The 22,805-nt window shown below is 42.4% G+C and carries 20 protein-coding genes; 1 reads left to right on the top strand and 19 read right to left on the bottom strand.

The window, feature by feature from the left end:
• Positions 1–55 precede the first annotated feature (55 nt).
• The 8 genes from RL70_RS13150 to RL70_RS13115 are packed head-to-tail and all read right to left on the bottom strand — an operon-like array spanning position 56 to position 10,013.
• Positions 56–1,366: a dihydrolipoamide acetyltransferase family protein gene (locus RL70_RS13150; RefSeq protein WP_039043854.1), complete on the bottom strand. Its 1,311-nt coding sequence runs from the start codon at positions 1,364–1,366 to the stop codon at positions 56–58.
• Positions 1,367–1,387: 21 nt separating this feature from the next.
• Entirely contained in the window at positions 1,388–2,371 is a 984-nt protein-coding gene (locus RL70_RS13145; protein ID WP_025784702.1) for an alpha-ketoacid dehydrogenase subunit beta, read from the bottom strand.
• The gene (locus tag RL70_RS13140; RefSeq protein WP_025784703.1) at positions 2,371–3,378 is read right to left on the bottom strand and encodes a thiamine pyrophosphate-dependent dehydrogenase E1 component subunit alpha; all 1,008 of its coding nucleotides are present in this window, start codon (positions 3,376–3,378) and stop codon (positions 2,371–2,373) included. The genes RL70_RS13145 and RL70_RS13140 overlap by 1 nt, the downstream gene beginning before the upstream one ends.
• A 16-nt stretch (positions 3,379–3,394) precedes the next feature.
• Positions 3,395–4,822 carry a dihydrolipoyl dehydrogenase gene (gene lpdA, locus RL70_RS13135; RefSeq protein ID WP_039043853.1) on the bottom strand — a complete coding sequence of 476 codons (1,428 nt, stop codon included), beginning with the start codon at positions 4,820–4,822 and terminating at the stop codon, positions 3,395–3,397.
• Positions 4,806–5,936: a butyrate kinase gene (buk, locus tag RL70_RS13130; RefSeq protein WP_039043852.1), complete on the bottom strand. Its 1,131-nt coding sequence runs from the start codon at positions 5,934–5,936 to the stop codon at positions 4,806–4,808. The genes lpdA and buk overlap by 17 nt, the downstream gene beginning before the upstream one ends.
• 37 nt (positions 5,937–5,973) lie before the next feature.
• The gene (locus RL70_RS13125) at positions 5,974–7,071 is read right to left on the bottom strand and encodes a Glu/Leu/Phe/Val dehydrogenase (protein ID WP_039043851.1); all 1,098 of its coding nucleotides are present in this window, start codon (positions 7,069–7,071) and stop codon (positions 5,974–5,976) included.
• Positions 7,072–7,094: 23 nt separating this feature from the next.
• Positions 7,095–8,006, bottom strand: coding sequence for a bifunctional enoyl-CoA hydratase/phosphate acetyltransferase (locus RL70_RS13120; protein ID WP_039043850.1), 912 nt, complete (start codon positions 8,004–8,006; stop codon positions 7,095–7,097).
• Between the two features lie 18 nt (positions 8,007–8,024).
• Entirely contained in the window at positions 8,025–10,013 is a 1,989-nt protein-coding gene (locus RL70_RS13115) for a sigma-54-dependent Fis family transcriptional regulator (protein ID WP_039043849.1), read from the bottom strand.
• 125 nt (positions 10,014–10,138) lie between these two features.
• Between RL70_RS13115 and RL70_RS13110 the strand changes: the two genes are divergently transcribed.
• Positions 10,139–10,369: a DUF2627 domain-containing protein gene (locus tag RL70_RS13110; RefSeq protein WP_039043848.1), complete on the top strand. Its 231-nt coding sequence runs from the start codon at positions 10,139–10,141 to the stop codon at positions 10,367–10,369.
• Between the two features lie 141 nt (positions 10,370–10,510).
• Here RL70_RS13110 and RL70_RS13105 read toward each other — a convergent pair whose 3' ends face one another.
• The 11 genes from RL70_RS13105 to xseA form a co-directional block, all read right to left on the bottom strand.
• A complete protein-coding gene (locus tag RL70_RS13105; RefSeq protein WP_052245965.1) occupies positions 10,511–11,239 on the bottom strand; it encodes a glycerophosphodiester phosphodiesterase family protein in 729 nt (242 codons plus the stop codon).
• 28 nt (positions 11,240–11,267) lie between these two features.
• Positions 11,268–12,839 carry a DUF342 domain-containing protein gene (locus tag RL70_RS13100; RefSeq protein WP_197054125.1) on the bottom strand — a complete coding sequence of 524 codons (1,572 nt, stop codon included), beginning with the start codon at positions 12,837–12,839 and terminating at the stop codon, positions 11,268–11,270.
• A gap of 313 nt (positions 12,840–13,152) precedes the next feature.
• Positions 13,153–13,947, bottom strand: a complete 795-nt coding sequence (gene spo0A / locus RL70_RS13095; protein WP_039043846.1) for a sporulation transcription factor Spo0A — start codon at positions 13,945–13,947, stop codon at positions 13,153–13,155.
• A 224-nt stretch (positions 13,948–14,171) separates the two neighbouring features.
• Positions 14,172–15,146: a SpoIVB peptidase S55 domain-containing protein gene (locus RL70_RS13090; RefSeq protein ID WP_052245963.1), complete on the bottom strand. Its 975-nt coding sequence runs from the start codon at positions 15,144–15,146 to the stop codon at positions 14,172–14,174.
• 128 nt (positions 15,147–15,274) lie between these two features.
• Entirely contained in the window at positions 15,275–16,969 is a 1,695-nt protein-coding gene (recN, locus tag RL70_RS13085; RefSeq protein WP_039043845.1) for a DNA repair protein RecN, read from the bottom strand.
• A 17-nt stretch (positions 16,970–16,986) separates the two neighbouring features.
• Entirely contained in the window at positions 16,987–17,436 is a 450-nt protein-coding gene (gene ahrC, locus RL70_RS13080; RefSeq protein ID WP_025784715.1) for a transcriptional regulator AhrC/ArgR, read from the bottom strand.
• Between the two features lie 78 nt (positions 17,437–17,514).
• The gene (locus tag RL70_RS13075; protein WP_039043844.1) at positions 17,515–18,336 is read right to left on the bottom strand and encodes a TlyA family RNA methyltransferase; all 822 of its coding nucleotides are present in this window, start codon (positions 18,334–18,336) and stop codon (positions 17,515–17,517) included.
• Entirely contained in the window at positions 18,333–20,231 is a 1,899-nt protein-coding gene (dxs, locus tag RL70_RS13070; protein WP_039043843.1) for a 1-deoxy-D-xylulose-5-phosphate synthase, read from the bottom strand. Before dxs ends, RL70_RS13075 begins: the two co-directional genes overlap by 4 nt.
• A 97-nt stretch (positions 20,232–20,328) precedes the next feature.
• Entirely contained in the window at positions 20,329–21,213 is an 885-nt protein-coding gene (locus RL70_RS13065) for a polyprenyl synthetase family protein (RefSeq protein ID WP_039043842.1), read from the bottom strand.
• Entirely contained in the window at positions 21,206–21,448 is a 243-nt protein-coding gene (locus RL70_RS13060; RefSeq protein ID WP_039043841.1) for an exodeoxyribonuclease VII small subunit, read from the bottom strand. Before RL70_RS13060 ends, RL70_RS13065 begins: the two co-directional genes overlap by 8 nt.
• Positions 21,449–22,801 carry an exodeoxyribonuclease VII large subunit gene (xseA, locus tag RL70_RS13055; RefSeq protein ID WP_039043840.1) on the bottom strand — a complete coding sequence of 451 codons (1,353 nt, stop codon included), beginning with the start codon at positions 22,799–22,801 and terminating at the stop codon, positions 21,449–21,451.
• Positions 22,802–22,805: the final 4 nt, after the last annotated feature.

Below are 22,805 nucleotides of genomic sequence, written 5' to 3'. Positions count from 1 at the left end.
AAAGACAACCCCCACGTCCATTCTAAATATGGCCGAGGGGGTTGGTGTGTCTAACTTAGTAGACAGATGTTGTTTCTGGTGATACGTTTTCTAGTATTTCCTTGACACGTGCTAGGAAATGACCTGCTACGAGGCCGTCTAATACACGGTGGTCTAATGACAGACAAAGGTTAACCATATCCCGAACGCCGATCATGCCATTGTCCATAACAACTGGACGTTTGACAATCGATTCCACTTGCAGAATTGCTGCTTGCGGGTGATTAATGATTCCCATTGACTGAACAGAACCGAATGATCCCGTGTTATTTACAGTAAACGTACCGCCTTGCATTTCCTGTGATTTCAGTTTGCCGGAACGAACTTTCCCAGCAAGCTCTGTAATTTCACGGCCTATGCCTTTAATTGTTTTCTCATCCGCTTGCTGGATTACTGGGACATACAATGCCTCATCAGTTGCTACAGCAATCGAAATGTTGATGTCTTTTTTCTGCACGATTTTGTCGCCAGCCCACATTGAATTCATCATCGGGAATTCTTTTAATGCTTGAGAAACTGCTTTGACGAAAAATGCGAAGTACGTTAAATTGAAGCCTTCTTTTTGCTTGAATTCTGCTTTCAATGAATCGCGGTATTTCACCATTTCTGTTACGTCAACTTCGATCATTGTCCACGCATGCGGTGCTTCGTGTTTAGACTTCAGCATGTTGTTTGCGATTGCTCGGCGTACTCCAGTAACAGGAATTTCAATATCACCTGCTGCAACAGGTACATTGGTTGCACTTTGTGCAGGTGCACTTGAAGCAGGCGCTACTGGCGCGGATTGCTGAGCTGAAGCTGGTGCCTCAACAGCTGATTTCGGTTGTGGCTTTTCACCACTATCAATGATTGCTTGGATGTCTTTACGTGTAATCCGTCCATCGCGTCCGGAACCATCGACATCTGCTAGGTTGATATTATGATCTTGGGAAAGACGAAGAACAGCTGGTGAGTAACGACCTGCAGCAGCACCCTTTTCTTTCTTCACAGGACTTTTTGGTTTTTGTGAACCTTCTGCCGGCATTTCGTTCGCTGGCTCTTTTTGGGCTGGTGCTGCTTCCGGTTGGGCAGACTCGCTGCTTCCGCCTTCAGTTTCAATGGTACAAACGATTTCACCTACAGCAACTGTTTGACCTTCTTGAACAAGGATTTCTTTAATCGTCCCTGTGAATGATGAAGGTACTTCAGCTGTCACTTTATCTGTATTCACTTCTGCAAGTGAGTCATACTTTTCTACGTGATCACCTGGCTTCACGAGCCATTTTTCAATCGTACCTTCAGTTACACTCTCACCGAGTTGAGGCATTTTAATGGATTCAATTGCCACTGGATTTCCCTCCGTTCATTATTAAAATTCAGCTAACTCTCGCGCTGCTTTTTCTACTTTATCCGGATTCACCATAAAGAATTTCTCCATTGTTGGTGCGTACGGCATTGCAGGTATATCCGGTCCAGCGAGACGTTGAATCGGAGCGTCTAGGTCGAATAAGCAGTTTTCAGAAATAATGGCTGCCACTTCGCTCATGATGCTGCCTTCTTTGTTATCTTCTGTAACAAGAAGAACTTTACCTGTCTTTTTAGCCGCTTCAATGATCGCTTCTTTATCCAACGGGTAAATCGTTCTCAAATCGAGAATATGTGCTGAAATTCCGTCTTCAGCAAGACGCTCTGCAGCTTGCAGCGCAAAGTGGACACAAAGACCATATGTGATGATTGTAATGTCTTCGCCTTCACGCTTCACATCCGCTTTTCCGATTTCTATTGTATATTCTTCTTCAGGTACTTCGCCTTTGATAAGTCGATATGCACGTTTATGCTCAAAGAACAAAACTGGATCATCATCACGAATTGCTGCTTTTAGAAGACCTTTCGCATCGTATGGAGTGGATGGAATAACAATTTTAAGTCCAGGAGTTCCTGCAAACATCGATTCCACAGATTGTGAATGATAAAGAGCACCGTGAACGCCACCACCGAATGGTGCACGTACAACAAGTGGACAAGACCAGTCATTATTTGAACGGTAGCGGATTTTTGCCGCTTCCGAAACGATCTGATTGACAGCAGGCATTATGAAATCTGCAAACTGCATTTCAGCAATTGGGCGCATGCCATACATCGCTGCACCGATTGCAACACCAGCAATTGCGGATTCAGCAAGAGGTGTATCAAGTGCACGGTATTCACCGTATTTATCGTATAAGCCTGTTGTCGCTTTGAAAACGCCACCTTTACGGCCAACGTCTTCTCCCATTACGAAAACGTTTTCGTCACGTTCCATTTCTTCTGCCATAGCACTAGTAATTGCATCGATATATGAAATGACCGCCATCAGTCGTTCCCTCCTTGTTCAGCATATACATGACGAAGTGCATACTCTGCATCTGCATAAGGAGCTGCTTCTGCATAATCTGTCGCTTCGTTCACTTGCTTCATGATCCGCTCTTCGATTTCGCTATTCAGCTCATCTGTAAGCACACCAGCTTCTTTCAAATAATTAGCAAACTTAGGGATTGGATCGAGTTTGCGCTCTGTTTCCAACTCTTCAGCATCACGATACAAACGGTGATCATCATCAGATGAGTGAGCCGTCAGGCGATAACATACTGCTTCGACGAGACTTGGTCCATCCCCACGTCGTGCTCTGTCTGCCGCCTCTTTCACGACTTTATAGACTTCAAGTGGATCTGTTCCGTCGACTGTTGTACCAGGCATGCCGTAACCAGCTGCACGATCTGCTACATGTTCACATGCAAGTTGCTTCTCAACAGGAACTGAAATTGCATATTTATTGTTTTCTACCATGACAACAGTAGGTAATTTGTGTACGCCTGCAAAGTTCATACCCTCATGGAAATCTCCTTGGTTAGAAGACCCTTCCCCAAGTGTTGTAAATGTAATGAAATCTTCGCCTTTAATCTTCGCTGCAAGTGCAACCCCTACTGCGTGTGGAAGTTGTGTCGTAACAGGTGAAGAACCTGTCAAAATACGATTCTTGCGTTGTCCGAAATGACCTGGCATCTGTCGTCCACCTGAGTTCGGATCCTCTGCTTTCGCAAATGCTGAAAGCATCAAATCTTTCGGCGTCATACCGAAGTGCAAGACGACTCCCATGTCGCGATAGTAAGGGGCAGTCCAGTCTTTATCTTTATCGAGTGCATATGCAGCTCCTACTTGTGCAGCTTCTTGTCCTTGACAAGAAATAACAAATGGAACTTTACCTGCACGGTTGAGAAGCCACATGCGCTCATCTATTTTTCGAGCCATTAACATTGTTTCATAGATTTGTAATACATCATCATTCGTGAGCCCAAGCTCTTCGTGGCGGTTTGTTGCCATGATTATTTCCCCCTTTTTACATGTGGATTGCTTTACCATCTACAGCTAATGCCGCTTCACCAATCACTTCTGAGAGTGATGGATGTGGATGAATCGTTTCTGCAACTTCCCAAGGTGTTGCGTCTAATACCATAGCTAAGCCTGCTTCAGAGATCATGTCTGTAACGCCGGCACCAATCATGTGTACACCGAGAATATCATCAGTTTTTTCATCCGCAACAATTTTCACAAAGCCGTCCGCTTTTCCATTTACCAGTGCTTTACCTACTGCTTGGAATGGGAATTTACCGATTTTTACAGTGAAACCGCGATCTTTCGCCTGTTTTTCGGTGATGCCTACGCTTGCTGCTTCAGGACTTGAATAGATACACCGTGAGATTTTTTCATAATCCATAGGCTCTGGGGTGTTATTCGCGATATGTTCAATTGCAGCAATTCCTTCGTGAGAAGCAACGTGTGCAAGTTGAAGTCCACCGATACAATCTCCAATCGCATAGATATGGCTTTCTTTTGTTTGGAAGGTTGGACGTGTTTTGATGTAACCCTTTTCAATTTCAATTTCCGTATTTTCAATACCGATCCCTTCAGTATTCGCTTGACGGCCAACTGAAACTAGAACTTTTTCTGCTGTGAAGCTTTGTGTAGAATCACCAATTTCTGCTGAAATGGTTACATTCTCTGAAGTCTTTTCAACTGTTTCAGGAAGCACTTTTGCTCCTGTAACGAATTTGATGCCTTTTTTCTCAAGAAGTTTTTTCATCTCTTTTGAAATGACTTCGTCTTCAGTAGGAAGAATTCGATCTGCATATTCAACAACAGTAATGTCAACACCGAAATCGTTGAGCATAGAAGCCCACTCAATTCCAATGACTCCACCGCCAATGATTAGCATAGAAGATGGCAATGATTCAAGAGAGAGTGCACCATCTGAAGAAAGGATTTGCTGTTCGTCCAACTCTAGTCCTGGCAATGTTCTTGGACGTGATCCAGTTGCAAGCACTAAGTTTTTCAGAATGAGCATTTCGTTCTCTTCACCGTTATTCATCTCAACTGAAATGGTTCCAGGCATCGGTGAGAAGATAGAGGGTCCGAGCATTCTACCTGTTCCTTCATAGACATCGATCTTGCCCTTTTTCATGAGACCTTGAACACCTTTATAAAGTTGGTCGACTATAGACTTCTTTCTTTCTTGGACAGCTGAGAAATTAAGTGTAACGCCTTCTGTTTCAACACCAAAACTTTGAGCTCTTTCTTTCGTCAGCTGGTAAACTTCTGCACTTTTTAATAATGCTTTACTAGGAATACATCCTTTATGTAAGCATGTACCGCCTAATTTGCCTTTTTCAACGAGCGCTGTTTTCAGACCAAGCTGTGCAGAACGAATGGCAGCTACATATCCGCCTGTTCCGCCACCAAGAATTACTACATCATACTCTTGAGCCAATGTGTTCAGCCTCCATTTCTATGTTTGTCTCTCGTGATGGATACACTTTTGCTTCCTCTTCACCGGTAAGAACACGGATTGCCCCTTCCGCAAGGGCTTGCAATTCGTCTTCCCCCGGGTAGACAACTACCTCTGCTATCCAGTCAACATATCCTTGTATCTCTGCTGTAAAGTCTTTGCCGTATGCGAGTCCGCCAGTCAGAATAATTGCATCCACTTTACCTTGGAGTACGGCCGCTGCGCTACCGATTTCCTTAGCGACTTGGTAAGCCATTGCGCTGTAAACTTCTTTTGCATGTCCATCCCCAGCTGCAATTCTTTTTTCGACTTCAACCGCATTATTAGTACCAAGGTATCCTGTCAGACCACCTTTACCGACGAGCATTTCCATAATTTCCTGGCGATAGTACTTTCCAGAAAAGCAGATATCCACTAAATCTCCAGCAGGAACTGTACCTGCACGTTCTGGGCTAAAGGGACCGTCACCATGAAGTCCGTTATTCACGTCAATAACTTTTCCATGATGATGAGCGCCAACAGTAATCCCGCCACCCATGTGTGTCACAATCAGTTTAAGTTCCTCATACTTTCTCCCCGTACGCAGCGCATATCTTCTAGCAACTGCTTTTTGGTTCAATGCATGAAAAATCGAATGCCGCTCCAATAAGTTAAATCCTGAAACTCTTGCTAGAGGCTGCAGTTCATCTACTACGACTGGATCTACAATGTAGGCGGGAATATTCTCTTCTGCAGCAATTTCATTCGCAAGGATCCCGCCTAAGTTAGATGCATGCTGACCTGCATATCCTTTCCGCAAGTCTTCAAGCATAGCTTCGTTCACAGGATACGTGCCTCCTGCAATCGGACGCAGCAAACCGCCGCGCCCGCAAACTGCAGATAGCGAGGATACATCAATTTTATGATGTTTTAGCTCTTCCACAATCATCGACTTACGAAATTCGTACTGCGCTGTGATAGAAGCAAACTGGGCAAGTTGTTCGGTGGAATGACGCAATGTCTCTTCCATGACGAGTTGATCATTATCGAACACGCCAATTTTTGTAGAGGTAGAGCCAGGATTAATCGTCAAAATTCTAGCAACTCCATGGTGCACAAGTATCGTCTCCTTTCACGGCACAGCTCAAAGTACCTTATCGACGATTTGAGAGTACGCTTTTTTCTTTTTGTAGAAATGAGTTGCGTGCTTTTGAAACTCGTTCAATGCGCTCTTCAGCCAAACGGTCTGCTGCAACATATGAAGGAATGTTGTCACGCTTAGAAATCGCGAAGATTTTTTCGATTGTATCGTAGATCGTGTTGACCTTTTTCAATGCACGCTCACGGTTATATCCGTCCAATTCGTCTGCTACGTTAATAACTCCGCCTGAATTGATAACGTAGTCTGGTGCGTATACAAGACCCATTTCGTGAATCTTATCTCCGTGTTCAGGATTTTTCAATTGGTTGTTTGCAGATCCTGCAATGACTTTTGCCTTCAATTGTGGAATTGTATCATCATTAATGACAGCTCCAAGTGCACATGGTGAGAAGATGTCTGCATCTACGCCATAAATTTCGTTAATGCCCACTGCTGTAGCTCCGAAGTTGTCGACTGCACGTTGCACCGCTTCTTCATTAATATCCGTAACAATCAGTTTCGCGCCTTCTTCATGAAGGTATTCACACATTGTGTAGGCAACGTTACCGACACCTTGTACTGCGATAGTCTTCCCTTTAAGAGAATCATCTCCGAATGCTTCTTTAGCTGCTGCTTTCATTCCTACATATACACCAAGCGCTGTTACAGGTGATGGGTTACCTGAAGAACCGAATTCAGCGGAAACACCAGTTACGTAATCTGTTTCAAGGTGGATCAAGTCCATATCTTCTTCAGTTGTACCTACGTCCTCAGCTGTAATGTAACGACCGTTCAGTCCTTCGATGAAGCGCCCGAATGCACGGAACAATTCGTCGTTTTTGTCTGTTTTAGGGTTACCCATAATAACTGCTTTACCACCGCCAAGGTTTAGACCAGCAGCAGCGTTTTTGTAAGTCATTCCGCGTGCAAGGCGAAGCGCGTCTTCAATTGCTTCTTCCTCACTGTTGTATGTCCACATGCGAGTTCCACCAAGTGCAGGTCCAAGTGTCGTATCGTGAATTGCGATGAATGCTTTTAGGCCAGTTGTTTTGTCTTGGCAGATCACCAATTGCTCATAGTCGTAAGTTTCCATGTATTTGATAATTTCCATTTGTAATTCCTCCAATTATTCAATCAGTTTTTACTTACTAATAATGCAAGTGCTAGTGAATGAAGTTTCGTTTCGGCATTGTCCGCACGTGACGTGACAACGATTGGCGCGGAAGCCCCTTGGATGATTCCGCCTACTTTCGCACGAGCAAAGTAGGTTAACGATTTGTAGAGAATGTTACCAGCTTCCAAGTTGGGCGCAACTAAAATGTCCGCTTTTCCTGCTGCCGGACCAGAGAGCCCTTTATGTTGAGCTGCTTCTGGTGAAATCGCATTGTCCAATGCCATAGGACCTTCAACAACACAATTTTTCAACTGTCCTCGCTGATTCATCATCGTCAAGGAAGCTGCGTCCAATGTTGCTTGCATCGCCGGGTTTACAGACTCTACCGCAGCGAGCGGAACAACAACTGGAACATCTATACCACAAGCTCTAGCAACAGTTACCGCATTTTGGATGATTTGTACTTTCACTTGTAGATCAGGTGTAATGCTCATCGCAGAATCGGTAACGAAGTATAGCTTGTTGAAGCCCGGAATTTCAAACGCAGCTACGTGTGAAAGTACGTTCCCAGTTCTCAAACCCGCTTCTTTTCGTAGTGCAACCTTCATCAATGCTGCAGTAGGAAGATTTCCCTTCATAAGTACTTGGGCGTTCCCTGTAGATACTGCATCGACTGCTAATTGAGCTGCATGCTGCATACTTTCACTATCAATCAATTCGATATCAGGATGATTAGCGAGCTGAGGATACTTCGATTGAATTGTTTCAAGCAATTGCTTTTTATCGTCATAGAGCTTGAAAGTTGCAAGACCTCGCGAAACAGCAAGTTCAACAGACTCCAATACATCCGCATCTGCTGCACAAGCAACAGCGGTGCACGGTCTGTCCGATAACGCAGCTGCTTGTTGTACAAGTTCTGAAAGTGTCTCCATTCCGTCACCTCACTTTCGTTAAATCAATTTGTATTTTTCTAATTTGTAGTACAAGGATCGAAGTGAAATGCCAAGTCGATCAGCTGTTAAAACTTTTTGACCGTTATTTTCCTTCAATGAGGTCTCAAGCAATATCTTTTCATGATCTTCCATCAGCGAAGCGAGCGTCCGCTTTTCAGGAATTCCAGGATCTGTTTGCTGTTCACTACGTGAAGACAATGCTCGTACGATGTCCTCTTCATCGAGCTTTGTAGAACCTGCTTCCGTTAAAATCATCGCTCGACTTAACACGTTTTCCAGTTCGCGGACATTTCCTGGCCACTCATAGGACTGAAGACGTTGCATCGCCTTAGGCGTCACTTGCTGAATGGTCATACCGAATTCCTGATTAAGCATCGCGAGGAGAACATCTGTCAAAAGCTCAATATCATCTGTCCTTGTTCGCAACGGAGGAATTCGGATAGACATGCGTGTGAGTTGATAGTACAAGTCTTCACATAGAACTCCCTCGTGAACAGCGCGTTCTAGGTTGGCTGCAGAAGATGTAATTATTCGCACTGTCAGTTGTATAGGTTGCCCCGCTGCCGTTATACGTCCAGAACCTATGTATTCCAAGAGCTTTTTCTGTACAGCTGGTTTCAATTCAGTGATTTCGTCCAAAAACAGCGTTCCTGAACTTTTATCATGTTGAATTTCTGTGTGCATGAGTGCGACTTCAATTGCTTCTACATCTAATGACGCACATGAAACCCTGATGAACTCTCCTTCATTTCTTCTGCTTCCTGTATGAATGGCATGAGCGAAAAGTTCTTTTCCGCTCCCTGGTTCCCCTCGAAGCATGACAGGGATTTCCGAACCTGCTGCAATTTTTGCTTGACTGACTGCAATTAGCAGGTCTTCATTGGTGCCGATAATATCATCAAACGTATACGTCGATTCTAACTCACGGATCATCGCTTTTGCATGGTCAAGTTGTTTCATAAGACTGCGTATTTCTGTAATATCGTGAATGACACCGACACTGCCCTTCACTTCCTGGTCAACAATTATCGGTGCAACATTTACAATCACATCTCGATTATTTTCACCGATTTGCATATTCACACCACGTGCGGGTGCTTTTGTCTCAAGGACTCTCATGTGAATACTTTCGCCTGAACTAATGTCGACAGTTGCCGGTTGTCCAATAACTTCTCTCTCTGTTAAACCCGTTAAACGTGTGTAAGCTGGATTAACTAAGATTCCTAAGCCTTCTGAATCGACGACGGATATTGCATCATCACTCGAATGAATAATGGCCTCAAGCATCGTTTTAACCCGCTTCAAGTCTGTAATTTCTTCTGCGGTGCGGATTACACCTGTTACATCTTTAAAAACAGCAAACGCTCCAGTTATCGTTCCGTCTGGCATGACGATAGGATATCTGGAACTCAAAATATCCAGTCCATTTGTTAGTTGAAGTTCAACATCAGAGTCAGGTTGACCATTTTGTAGAATGTCCGGCAAACCTGAAGCTGGGATTATCGATAAAATCGGCTTTCCGATTACTTCTTCAACTGAAAAATCAAGCATTTTGGAAGCGCTATCATTAAATAGGTTTATATGACCTTTTTTGTCAATTCCTATCATGCCTTCACCGACTGAGTTGAAAATGGATTTGTATATTATGTTGTCAGATTCCAATGAATGCAATTCTGAGTGGTGATAAGCCAAAATCTTCACTATAAGTTGACTAATGGATTTCGGTATCACTGTAATTTGTGGATATTTTTGATTGTAAATGGATGGGGAATCCCCCGAAAAGTCTAGAATTAGCTGCACATTTCCTGAAAGAAAACTTTCTGGATCAGGTCCATGAGGGATTCCGTTCTGACTTGCAAACTTATTGCTATCACCGTTCTCTGTACGGTCAACAATACCGATGATTTGGTAAGTATCTATTTGCTCAATGTGTTGTAAAACACACATGCTTTCTTGGTCAGCATCAATTATTAAAATGTTTTGCAAAGATGTTCAATCCCCCTCTCACCTTTGTGCAATCTTTTGCATTTCCAATTTTATCATACATTATCCTTCGCGTCTTGACAATCTTTCGACAGCAGGTAAAATTAATAAGGATTGGAGGGGTTCATATGGCTCGTTTGGCAGCGTTCATAGTGCTCGTAATACCAGGTATTGCCGCAGCTCTTGGCATAAAGTTAATGCGTGATGCATTGTTCGGTATCTTATTTAGTCCGTTCCCATACATATGGATGCAATTTATTGCAGGGTTTCTTTTACTCGCGGTAAGCATCGGGTTTTTCGCTGGATTTTTGTTTCGAAGAGATCAGCGAACAGGTAGAATACAAAAAAAGAGAAAATAAAAATAGGAGACTTGGCGTAATTGCCAGGTCTCCTATTTCTAATATGGATATTTTTAGCGCGCTTATTGCCATTAACTGCTTTCCAAGGAACTTTTTTCTTCTACTCAAGAGAACATTGCGGAGACAAGGAGCAACAGTAAACTACTTGGTAAACCATTCGGGATAGTCTGTAATCCACCCATAGATGAAGTCTGGAGGACTTTTGACAAAGGATTCGTCTCCATCCACTCCGTAAACCCTTATCGTTTTATTTGTTTGTTGCCATTGACTAAGGTAAGGTTCTTTCATCATTCTTTTGTGAAAGTGAAATGCATCTGCAGCAGGATAATCTGATAGTTGTTTATCTGTCAGCATTGATTTTTTAAGTAGCAATCCTGCTTCCATATCCGGGTTTAATTGTTTCACTTTCTCAACCAAATTATAATCGAATGAGGATATGTAAACTTCATCAAGCACTGAAATTTGGTCTAGTAAAGAGGAAAGACATTCAGGATGATCCGAAACAGTCTCTTTGAGTTCAATATTTAACCCAATAGACTCCAACGCTGCAAATGAGATCACGGAAGTAAGAGTAGGAATCGAACTGCCTTTTACTCCTCTCAAAAACCGCTTTCCAATACGAATTTGTTGAATTTCAGCTGCATCCATTTCCGAAATCGTTTTACGAATACCTGACAAACGGTAGAGATCAGAATCATGGATGACGAAAAAGACGCCATCTTTTGACAACTGGACATCTAATTCAATACCATCTGCTCCTTCTTCAACAGCTCCATAAAATGCCTTCATAGTATTTTCAAAGTATTTTCCTGAGGCACCTCGATGTGCATAAATTTCTCGACGTTTCTCTACTTTGTTTTCTACAGACATATAGCAACCTCCTGGTCTATGATATGACTTAGATGTTTAATACCCCATCAATCAATTCAAAAACACCTTTTGTCGGGGATTCAATAATAGAAGTCTTAGGTCCGATATGAATACATACTCCAGGATTTGCTTCATGTGTAATTTCGATTTGTGGAGGAATCGCTGATTTCATGATTTGTAAATTCGATTGAATGGCTTGATCGAGGACAAAAATCTCCTCACGACTTGTTGTTAGTGTATCTTGTATCTTATCATATGCTTCACGCTGAGCGCCTACTAACGTTGCAACTACTTTTTCTAATGGTTCAATATGCGACTCTAACTTAACGATCTGTTTTTGCAAGTTTTTAATCGACTGGGCCATTCTTTGAACTTCAATTTGGAGTACTTCTTTATCGATTCCTTTTGCATTCAACAAAGTAGCACGTTCATGACGATTGCCAGCAGTTGCGCACTCTATACGATACTTCCCTTCGGTAGTTCCACCGATGATTTTTCCTTTATGGCGATCTACATAAACATAATCTGCAATCACTTCAGATCCAAGCAAATATAGTCCGACTTGTACAGTATTTGCAAAAAGACTACACTCATTAGCATGTTTAATGAAGATACTCCCTTTCGCTTCAATGAGAGTTGTACCTCCGCCAAATACACCACCTTTAATATAGACATCAGCTTGTTCAGATCTCACTTCTTTTGCATTTGTTACGCCTTCTTTTGCTCCGATTGAAATATCCCCTGTAGCATTTACGCTGTACCCTGCAAGTACAGTACCTGAAATAACAACGGTGCCATCAAAGGTAATGGAGCCAGTTTCCGGACCAACATCCCCATTAATGATGAGTTGTTGGCCAATACCAACGACACCATTTTCAAATTCCAAAACGCCGCCATGGATTGCACGAAGCACCTTTTTTCCATGTTCATCCACTTCTTCGACAGACTTCCTATCATAGTAGAGCTTGTTGTCCAGCCCTTTCTTGCTCGCTAACTCATTTCCAAAAACGTCCATTCCTGGTGTTCCTTCTTGAGGTGGAGTTTTTTCACCCAGCCAGTCTCCTTTTTTAATGGGGGTTACAAAATTCATCTCGTAATAATCCGCAGAGCCATCTGCGCGTATAACTGGACGTCTTTCAGGAATCTCTATGTATGTAATACGTGCATCTTCGCCTTTTACTGGAAATTCGCCCTCAGCTACAACAATGGTTTGTCGTGCCTTAACTGCATTCCAATTTACGTTATATTGACCTGGCTGAATTCCTTTGCTCTTTAAAGCCTCTGCTACTAGCGAGGGAAGCTCATTTCTTTTTTCCTCAATTTCTTCTGCAGTCAAATAAATCTCAGCTTCTGCTTTCATTTTGTCGGATGAAACGATAATTTCAATTATAGGAGCGTAACTAGCGATTTCTCCCTCGTTCCCTTCAGTAGAAAGTGCTCGACGAAGCTCTGGAAAAGATGTGATTTTTAATCGGGGTAATTTTTGTGTGATTTTATCAAAAGATTTGATCGGAAAACCGCTCTTTTTAGTTCGCATTGATATCGTGTTTTCATTTCGTGTTAGTTCGATGAAATCGTTTTCATATAACACTTTGTTCACCTCTCCCTTCATCCATTATAAATCTTTGAACATTATAAGAAATAGGTGTTTCGTCTACACTTAGCCCTTTCGCTTTTCAAGGAACAATAAAGTTTTGCATCTTTTCACACAGTAAGCATCGACTTGTCTACTAGAAAAAAAGTAAGTTGGGATGCTTTCCACCTCCTAAATTCAGATTAGGTAAAATTACTTCGTAATGGCCCATTGAACTGACTAGGAATTATGGGCACACGAAAAGGCAGGTCCAAGTTCTCCCGCCTTTGTATGTTTCTTAGGTTTGTTTGCTATATCCTACATTCAGCGGCAAATGTCTTTAGCTTGCCATATGTTCCAAACGGATTTTGTCAGCGATCATAGCGATGAACTCAGAATTTGTAGGTTTACTCTTTAAATGGTGAACCGTATAGCCAAATGTTTTTGAGATAACTTCATAATTCCCACGATTCCACGCAACTTCAATAGCATGACGAATTGCTCGCTCTACCCGTGAAGGAGTTGTTTTGTACTTTTCCGCAATATCAGGGTACAAAATTTTCGTCACAGCCCCTAGTAGATCATTGTCATTGTAAACCATTTGGATTGCTTCTCGAAGGTATGAATAACCTTTAATATGAGCTGGAACTCCAATTTCTTTAATGGTCGTAGTAATAGCTGTATCCAGTACCTTTTGAGATACGCCCTCTTCGGCTTTGACAGCTTGTTGTGCTGGTTGTTGCTCACGGGATGGTTTCTGTACACTTGCGGCTTGGAAAATCTGGTTAACGAGCTGTTCAAATTCAAACGGCTTTAACATAAAGTAGGATGCACCTAATCCAGCGGCTTGTGTCATTACGTCTTCTTGACCAAAGGCAGTTAGCATTATTATTTTCAAGTCCGAAGTCACATCGTTATTACGAATATTTTCTAACACGGCAATTCCATCCAAATACGGCATTATAATATCCAATAATAGTACATCGGGAACCGATTGTTCTAAGTTCTGTAAACACTGCTTTCCATTTTGAGCTGTCCATAGCACATCTATTTCAGGATGCTTCTCAAAATAAGCAGTCATTGTTTTTACAAGCTCTTTGTTATCATCAGCTATTGCTATTTTAATTTTACCCATTCTCAATTCCCCCTTGATTGACACGCAGCAAGTCTGTTGCTGCAATTCCCTGTCGATTCCTTGCTTGGTAAAATTTTCGACAAAGGTTCCTCATTTCCTTTATTGAAATTTAAAATGAATCCAATGGCGTACGGTTTCTCTTTATTTCGACAGAATTCTTTAATTTTTAACACTTTAATTTAACAAAAAACAGCCAACTCTTTTCAGAGTTGGCTGTTTTTTGTTTACTTCGCACCTACTTCTGTCATTTTTCCAAGGAATAGACCGGCTCCTTTTTCAGGCTCGTCTACGAACATATGGGTGACTGCGCCAACAAATTTTCCTTTTTGGATGACAGGACTGCCACTCATCCCTTGCAAAATGCCCCCTGTTTTTTCAAGGAGACGCTGATCTGTCAGTTTAAATTGAAATGAATCATTTGACAGCTTGGAGATTTCAATATCAAACGATTCGACTTCCGTCCCTTGAATCGTCGTTAAAATTTCAGCCTTTCCAACAGTTAACTCTGTTGGTTGCATAACTTCCAATGGTTCCGTCAAGACTTCCTTATAAGAAGTATTCCAATCGCCAAAGATTCCATAAACACTATTGGTTAAAATTGAACCGAGTGTTTTTTCCTGATCGATGATTGAAGAAATCTTATAACCGGGGTTTCCTGGAGTACTTTTCTTAATTTGTTCGATTTCCGACAAGTAAATGGAACCACTATCGAAATTAGGTGCACTGTTCAGAGAACTATCGATGATTTGGTGTCCGAGTGCTCCATATGTCCCATCGTTGAGATCGACATATGTTAGTGTCCCGGTTCCTTCTGTAGTGTCCTTTAAAAATGGTAGCGCTCGCTTGAATGACAATCCGTCCGCTTCAATCTTAACGTCATTTTCATCACGTTTGAGAATGAGTTTTAAAACTGATTCATCTTCAATTACTCCCGCTTTTTCTTGAAGGTTCTTTAGTGATTCAATGGACGTGCCATCGATGCTCATTAGCTGATCCCCAGCTTTAAGCGAAGCATTCTTTTTACTTAGCGGCACATCACTTGTCACAAAGACACCCGCTAGCTCAAGTTGAATTCCAATTGAATTTCCCATTGGAATTAAAGAGCCGCTTGTCGCAAGGGCAGCGATAGAACTACAGGACATACCTACAATCATCACAACAGACGCCATGAAAAATTTCAGCTGTCTACTCCATTCCATAAGTCACCTCCTTCAATTTTAGATTACCTATAGAGTGTGCGTTATGAAGGTTGTTATGAAAGGGTAAAACATGCAAAGGTGGAATTGAAAAAGAATATCGGTAACAACACCCGACATTCCTTTGTTTTTTATAATATGCTTTTACGTGCTTCAGCAAGCTGCAGTAATTCGTCAGCATGACGCAAAGTCAGTGGCGTCACTTCAGCACCTGATAACATCCGAGACAATTCCCTAGTGCGATCTTCATCCAATACATCTTGAATCGAAGTCCGTGTGCGTTCATCTGTCACTTCTTTGTGGATGAGGTAATGATGATCTGCCATTGCAGCTACTTGAGGCAGATGGGAAATACATAATACTTGGGAATTCATCGCAACCATTGCAATTTTTTCTGCAATCGCTTGGGCGACACGACCACTAACACCCGTATCGACTTCGTCAAAGATAATCGATGTGATTCCTTGGTGTTTGGAAAAAATCGTTTTTAATGCGAGCATTACACGTGATAACTCTCCACCTGAAGCGACTTTGACAAGCGGCTTCATAGGTTCACCAACATTGGTCGATATATAAAACGCGACATCATCGAACCCATTATAATCAAAAGAACCGGCTTCTTTGCGATCGATTTTGACTTGGAATTCGGCTTTCCCCATATGTAGTTGACGAAGTTGTTCCATAATTGCTTCTTCCAGCATCGATGATGACTCTTTTCGAATGGCAGAAAGTTCCCCTGCTTCGATTTCCAAGTCTGCTCGCAAATGCTGTAATTTTTCTTGTTCTTTTTCAAGACGGTCATCCCGGTTAATCAGCTCATCTAACCGATCGGCAATTTTATCCCTGTACAGTAATATATCTTCAATGGAAGTGCCATACTTCCGTTTAAGGGTTGTAAACAAAGCTAATCGATCTTCGACAACTTCTAAACGATTCGGATCATATTCCATTTCATCAATCATGCCTTTAATGTCATGGGCGACATCTTGCAATGAATAAAAACTCTCACCCGCTGTTTCTGCAAGTGTTTTTAAGTCTCCATCCACCGACGCAGCATCCTCCAGATCGCCCATTGCTGTTCCGAGGTAATCCAATGCATGCGAATCACCTTGAATGGCTTCGTATGCACTATTTAACCGGTCAAAAAGACGGTGAAAATGCTGAAGCTTCACTCGTTCGGATTCCAACGTTTCTTCTTCACCGATTTGGAGCGTGGCTTCATCGATTTCAGTTAATTGAAACGTATACAAATCGATGCGTTGCGCAATTTGCTGTTCGTTTTCCGATGCAAGACTTAACTTTTTGTGCAACTTTACATAGTCTTCGTATAATTCTGCGTAGTTTTTCATCGCTCGTTTAAATGGCGCCCCCGCAAACGAGTCCAACAAATGGATATGTCGCTTCTGGTGCATCAATTCCTGATTCTCATGCTGACCATGGATATCAATTAACTGACTTCCAATTTCACGAAGAATCGCAATCGTGACCAGTTTTCCATTAACCCGACAAGTCGTTTTACCGCTATGGTTCAACTCTCTGCGCAAAATGATGGTGCCCTCTTCTGCTTCTATACCAACTTCACTCAGTTTTTGAAAAACCGGATGTTTGGAGTCAGTAATTATAAACATTGCTTCAAGCTCCGCCTTCTTTGTTCCATGACGGATGAATTCAACAGAGCCTCGCCCGCCAGCTACGAGCTGCACGGCATCAATAATGATGGACTTGCCTGCTCCCGTTTCACCTGTCAGAACGGTAAGTCCCTCTTCAAACGAAACATCCAGCTCTTCTATAATTGCGAAATTCTTAATGGATAGTTCACTTAACAAGGGATTCTCCCCCTTTCTTACAGCATTGCAAGCAAGCGATCTCTCACCGAACCTGCACCTACTTCATCCCGACAAATAATCATACACGTGTCGTCACCACAAATAGTACCAAGCATTTCGATCCATTCCAAATGATCAATGAGCGAACCGACTGCATGTGCGTTACCTGGTAGCGTTTTCAATATGAGAAAATGACTTGCGCCATCAATACTTATGAAAGCATCTGTCAACATTCGGTGCAATTTATCCTCGATATTGAATTGTGGATTTGCGGGTAAACTATATTTGTAACGTCCATCAGGCAATGGTGTTTTAAATAAGTGTAATTCTTTAATATCCCGGGAAACTGTTGCTTGTGTCACATCCACACCCGAACTTTTTAATGTATCCACGAGCTGATCTTGCGTTTCAATCGCTTGAGATGTAATAATCTCGCGGATGCGAAGATGGCGCTGCCCTTTGTTCATATCAATCACTCCCTGCACGTCATTTGTAATAAAAAGAAAGGGATTCCATCATTATTTTCAGATGAATCCCGTTTCCTGTTACGATAATTCTGAATGGGCTCGCTTAACTAATTCTGAGAAGTCTTTGTCTGCAAACTTTGTTGTAGGTTGATCTTCAGCAACTAAATGGAAAAGGAATTCAATATTCCCTTCCCCTCCAGTAACTGGAGAATACGTCATATCCCGTAAACTAAACCCTTCTTGTGAAGCAAACTCCGCTACTTTCCGCAATACTTCTTTATGAACTGCAACGTCGCGTACGATTCCCTTTTTCCCAACATTCTCCTTACCAGCTTCAAACTGAGGTTTCACTAGCGCCAAAACATCTCCACCAGGAATCAGTATTTGTTTCAAAGGTGGTAGTATCAGTCCTAGGGAAATGAAGGATACGTCAATTGTCGCGAAATCAGGTAATCCTTCAGTAAACATATCAGGTGTTGCATATCGGAAGTTGCATTTCTCCATTACCGTAACGCGAGCGTCTGAGCGGATCTTCCACGCAAGCTGGTTTGTACCCACATCTAAAGCATAGCAATGTTGTGCACCATTCTGAAGAGCGCAATCCGTAAATCCGCCTGTCGAAGAACCAATGTCCAGCATTATCCGTTCATCTACCGTAACATCGAATTCCTCTAATGCTTTTTCTAATTTCAATCCTCCACGGCTCACGTATTTCAACGTTGAGCCTTTTACTTGTAACGGTAAGGAGGATTTTATTTTTTCTCCAGGCTTATCCATACGTGTTTCATTGGAATACACGATGCCTGCCATAATCGATCGCTTTGCCTGTTCTCTCGTTTCTACCAAACCACGTTGAACGAGCAAAACGTCGACCCGTTCTTTAGGGTCCGTATTGGTCATTGAACTTCCTTCTTCCGTTCCAATACGGAAATTGCATCTGCCGTCAAATCCGCAAGTGCACCAGGAGTCATCCCGATCTCAGCAAGCAATGCATCGACATCTCCATGTTCGATGAATTGGTCAGGAATTCCCATTCTGTAAATCGGGGCACTGACGCCGGTATCGTGAGCGTATTCAAGAACTGCGCTACCGAAACCTCCCGCAAGAACTGCTTCTTCCACAGTAATAATCGGTTTGCCAGCTGCAAAGAGCTCATCCAACATCTCTTCATCTAATGGTTTAATGAAACGAGCATTGACGATGCTAACTGAAATTCCTCGCTCTGCTAATAGTTCTGCAGCTTCGTATGCCATAGGAATCGTCGTACCGAATGTTAAGATTGTTGCATCTTGTCCATCGGTTAACTTTTCCCATTTCCCGATTGGTAATACTTTTAATTCTTCATCCATAGGAATACCGAACCCATTTCCTCGTGGGTAACGCATAGCAATTGGTCCATCGTTATACTCCAACGCAGTTTTAACCATATGCTGACCTTCATTTTCATCTTTCGGCATCATTATGACCATGTTTGGTAAGTGACGTAAGAATGCGATGTCAAAAACACCTTGGTGGGTTTCTCCATCAGCGCCAACTAGTCCCGCACGATCGATACCGATGAAAACGTTTAACTTTTGACGAGCAATATCATGGACTAACTGATCATATGCACGTTGAAGGAACGTAGAGTAGATGGACAAGAACGGTTTCATCCCTTGTGTCGCCATACCTGCAGCCATTGTCGCTGCATGTTGTTCTGCGATTCCAACATCGTAAAAACGGTCAGGGAATTCCGCTGAAATTGCTTCTAGTTTTGAACCGACAGGCATCGCTGGTGTAATCGTCGCAACACGTCGATCGTCCCGAGCAATTCTTGCAACCGTTGCTGCAACCAAGCCACTCCAAGATGGTCCTTTGGCAGGAGATTTTACAAAGTCTCCTGTTTCTATTTTATAAGGGCCAGTTCCATGCCACGTGCCCACTTTATCATTTTCAGCTGGATGATAGCCTTTTCCTTTTTTCGTAACAACATGAAGAAGGACAGGCCCTTCCATTTTTTTAGCATAAAGTAGATTGCGTTCCAATTCATTGAAATCATGACCATCAATTGGTCCTAAATACGTAAACCCAAGCTCTTCAAAGAAGACACCGGATACAACCAAATATTTAAGACTATCTTTGAGACGTTCAGCTAAAGATGCCATCCTCCCTCCAACTGCAGGGATACGCTTGATCAATTCTTCTACATCATCTTTTACGCTGTTATATTTTCCAGCTGTACGTAATTTCCCTAGTACAGAATGGAGTGCTCCTACGTTTGGCGCAATTGACATTTCGTTATCATTTAAGATAACAATCATGTTTGTCTGTTGACTCCCGATATGGTTAAGGGCTTCGAGCGCCATCCCGCCTGTTAGTGCTCCATCACCAATAATAGGAATAACGTAGTTGTCGTCACCTTTAATGTCACGTGCTGCCGCCATCCCCATTGCTGCAGATAACGAAGTTGAACTATGTCCTGTTTCCCAGACGTCGTGTTCACTCTCTAACATCTTTGGGAAACCGCTTAACCCTTTGTATTTACGTAGCGTGTCAAAATCACCAGCTCGACCGGTTAAAATTTTATGAACATACGCTTGATGCCCAACGTCCCAAATGAATTTGTCCTGTGGACTATTAAAAAATTTGTGAAGAGCGATTGTCAACTCCACAACACCTAGATTAGGTCCGATATGACCGCCTGTTACAGAACATTTGTTTATAAGAAACTTCCGAATGTCTGAAGCGAGTTCTTTCATCTCTTCCAGGTTCAAGTTTTTAATATCCGATGGACTGCTGATCTTTGTAAGATCCATCTCTATCACACACCTTCATAAGTTAATACTACTGTTTCCACTCGTTTTCCTTATTATATCAACAATCCAACAAACAGTACCATCTAGACGCCTTACTTTATGCGTTTCGATTAATAATATAGTCTGCAATTTGAGATAATAAAGAACTTCCTAAACCGATTTCCTCTAAAGCATCTAGTGCTTGTTTGTGATGATTTTCAAGTTTTGCTTGAGCGCCTTCTAGCCCGAGTAATGCAGGGTATGTACTCTTAGCACTCGCTGTATCTTTGTTAGCCGTCTTTCCAAGTTGCTCAGTGGAAGCAGTGACGTCTAATATGTCATCTTTGATTTGAAAAGCTAGACCGATATTACGCGAAAATATACGGAGACTTTCCATTTTCACTTCTGGTACTCCAGCAAGCAGAGCACCTGATTCAACACAGCTCGCAAGTAATGCGCCTGTTTTATGAACATGGATTTCTTCGAGTTCTGTCAAGGATAGTTGTTTACCCTCTCCTTGCATATCCAGAATTTGACCGCCTACCATTCCGGAAGCACCTGATGCTGTGCTCACAGCTTTCAAAATGGCAAGCATCGTTGCTGGGTCCGTATGCTGAAGTGACGCAAGTTCTTCAAATGCAAGTGTTTGTAAAGCATCTGCAGCTAATACGGCTGTTGCTTCTCCAAAAACAATATGATTGGTTGGATTCCCTCTTCTAAAGTCATCATCATCCATGCATGGAAGATCATCATGGATTAAAGAATATGTGTGTATCAATTCAATTGCACCAGCTACTTGAACTGCATCTTTAGAAGTCACTTCTAAATCTTGTAACACTGCAAGTACAAGGAGAGGACGTATTCTTTTTCCACCTGCATTCACAGAATAAGCCATCGCTTCTTGCAAGACTTGTGGATAGTTCATCCCGTCAAAGAGCTCAGAGAAGTGAGTATGTAAAAGTGGTATTTTTTCATCAATAAACCTATTCAGCTGCTCACTCACTTGCTTCCTCTCCCTTCGAAGGGTCCAATGAAGTGGTCTCTCCATTTTTGTCTACAATAGTAACGAGTTGCTTCTCTGCATGTTGCAGTTTTTGTTGACAAAATGTAGAAAGCTCCATCCCTTTTTTATATAAAGTGATGGAATCTTCTAGTTGAACATCTCCAGTTTCAAGTTGTTGAACAATCTTTTCCAATTCCAGCATCGCTTCTTCAAATTTCATTGAATCAGTTTCCATTCATGATTCCTCCTTAATGGGTTCAATCGAGCGGACTTCAGCAATCGCAGTACCATCCTGCATGTTGATCTCTACAAAATCTCCAGGTGTTAGAGATCCGGCGTTCTTTACTAGTTCACCCTGTTTGTATACGATTGTAAATCCTCTCTCCATCACGTTTAGTGGATTGAGGGCTTGCAACATTCGAATACCAGTCAGGAAGCGGTCTTGTTTGCCACCTAAGGATTGGCGCATTGCCCGAAGGAGTCTTTCTTCAGCAATCTCCGAATCTTTTAAACGTTGCTGTAGCTGGACGACTGGTGAAACGTATTGTAAACGAGCACTTACTTGAGTGACATGCTGGGATTTTCGATATAGCAATTCACTATGACTCCGAGTAAGACGCTCCTCAAGAGATGACTGTTTTTCAATAAATGGTCGATATAATCTTTCCGGATAAAGAAACGGATACGCATTTTTCAACCGATCCAACTGCTTTTGTTCTTGAGACAGACGCGTCGCAAGAAAACGATAAATCACTCGCTTTCGATCCAAAATACGTCCTGCCAACTCTTCCTTTGCAGGGACTGCAAGTTCTGCAGCGGCAGTCGGTGTGGGCGCACGATGATCTGCAACAAAATCCGCAATCGTTGTATCTGTTTCGTGTCCGACTGCACTGATGGTAGGGATTCGGCAAGAAAAAATTGCACGAGCGACCGCCTCTTCGTTAAATGCCCATAAATCTTCTATGGAGCCACCGCCTCTTCCAACAATGAGGACGTCTATATCTCCTTGGAGTTGCGCTTGTTCAATCGCTTCAACAATTGAAGGTACCGCTTGTTTTCCCTGCACAGCTGCCGGGAATAATACTATTTCAGCCATAGGAAATCTACGAGCTATCGTAGAACAAATATCTTGGAACGCAGCGCCAGATTTAGCGGTAACGACACCGACTTTCTTAGGAATCCACGGTAACGGCTGTTTCCATCGGACGTCAAACAAGCCTTCCTTGCTTAATTGCTCTTTTAACTGCTCAAAAGCAAGAAAAAGAGCCCCGATACCATCTGGTTCCATGGATTGTACATAAAGCTGATATTGTCCACTACTTTCATATACATTAATATCCCCTGTTATCAGTACATTCATGCCACTTTCTGGTTTGAATTTCAAACTAGAGGCATTACCACGAAACATGGCTGCTTGAATTCTACTTTTGTCATCTTTCAACGTGAAGTATATGTGTCCGCTTGGATGAATTTTCACATTGGATAATTCACCTTTTATATAGACATTCCGCAAGTGTGGATCGGCATCAAACTTCCGCTTAATGTATTTAGTGACAGCTTGTACGGTTAAGTATGGATTACCTGACAACGAA

Origin of the sequence: Sporosarcina sp. ZBG7A (assembly GCF_000813425.1) — a bacterium.
Classification (GTDB): Bacteria; Bacillota; Bacilli; order Bacillales_A; family Planococcaceae; genus Sporosarcina.
This window is presented reverse-complemented; position numbering and strand designations above follow the sequence as displayed.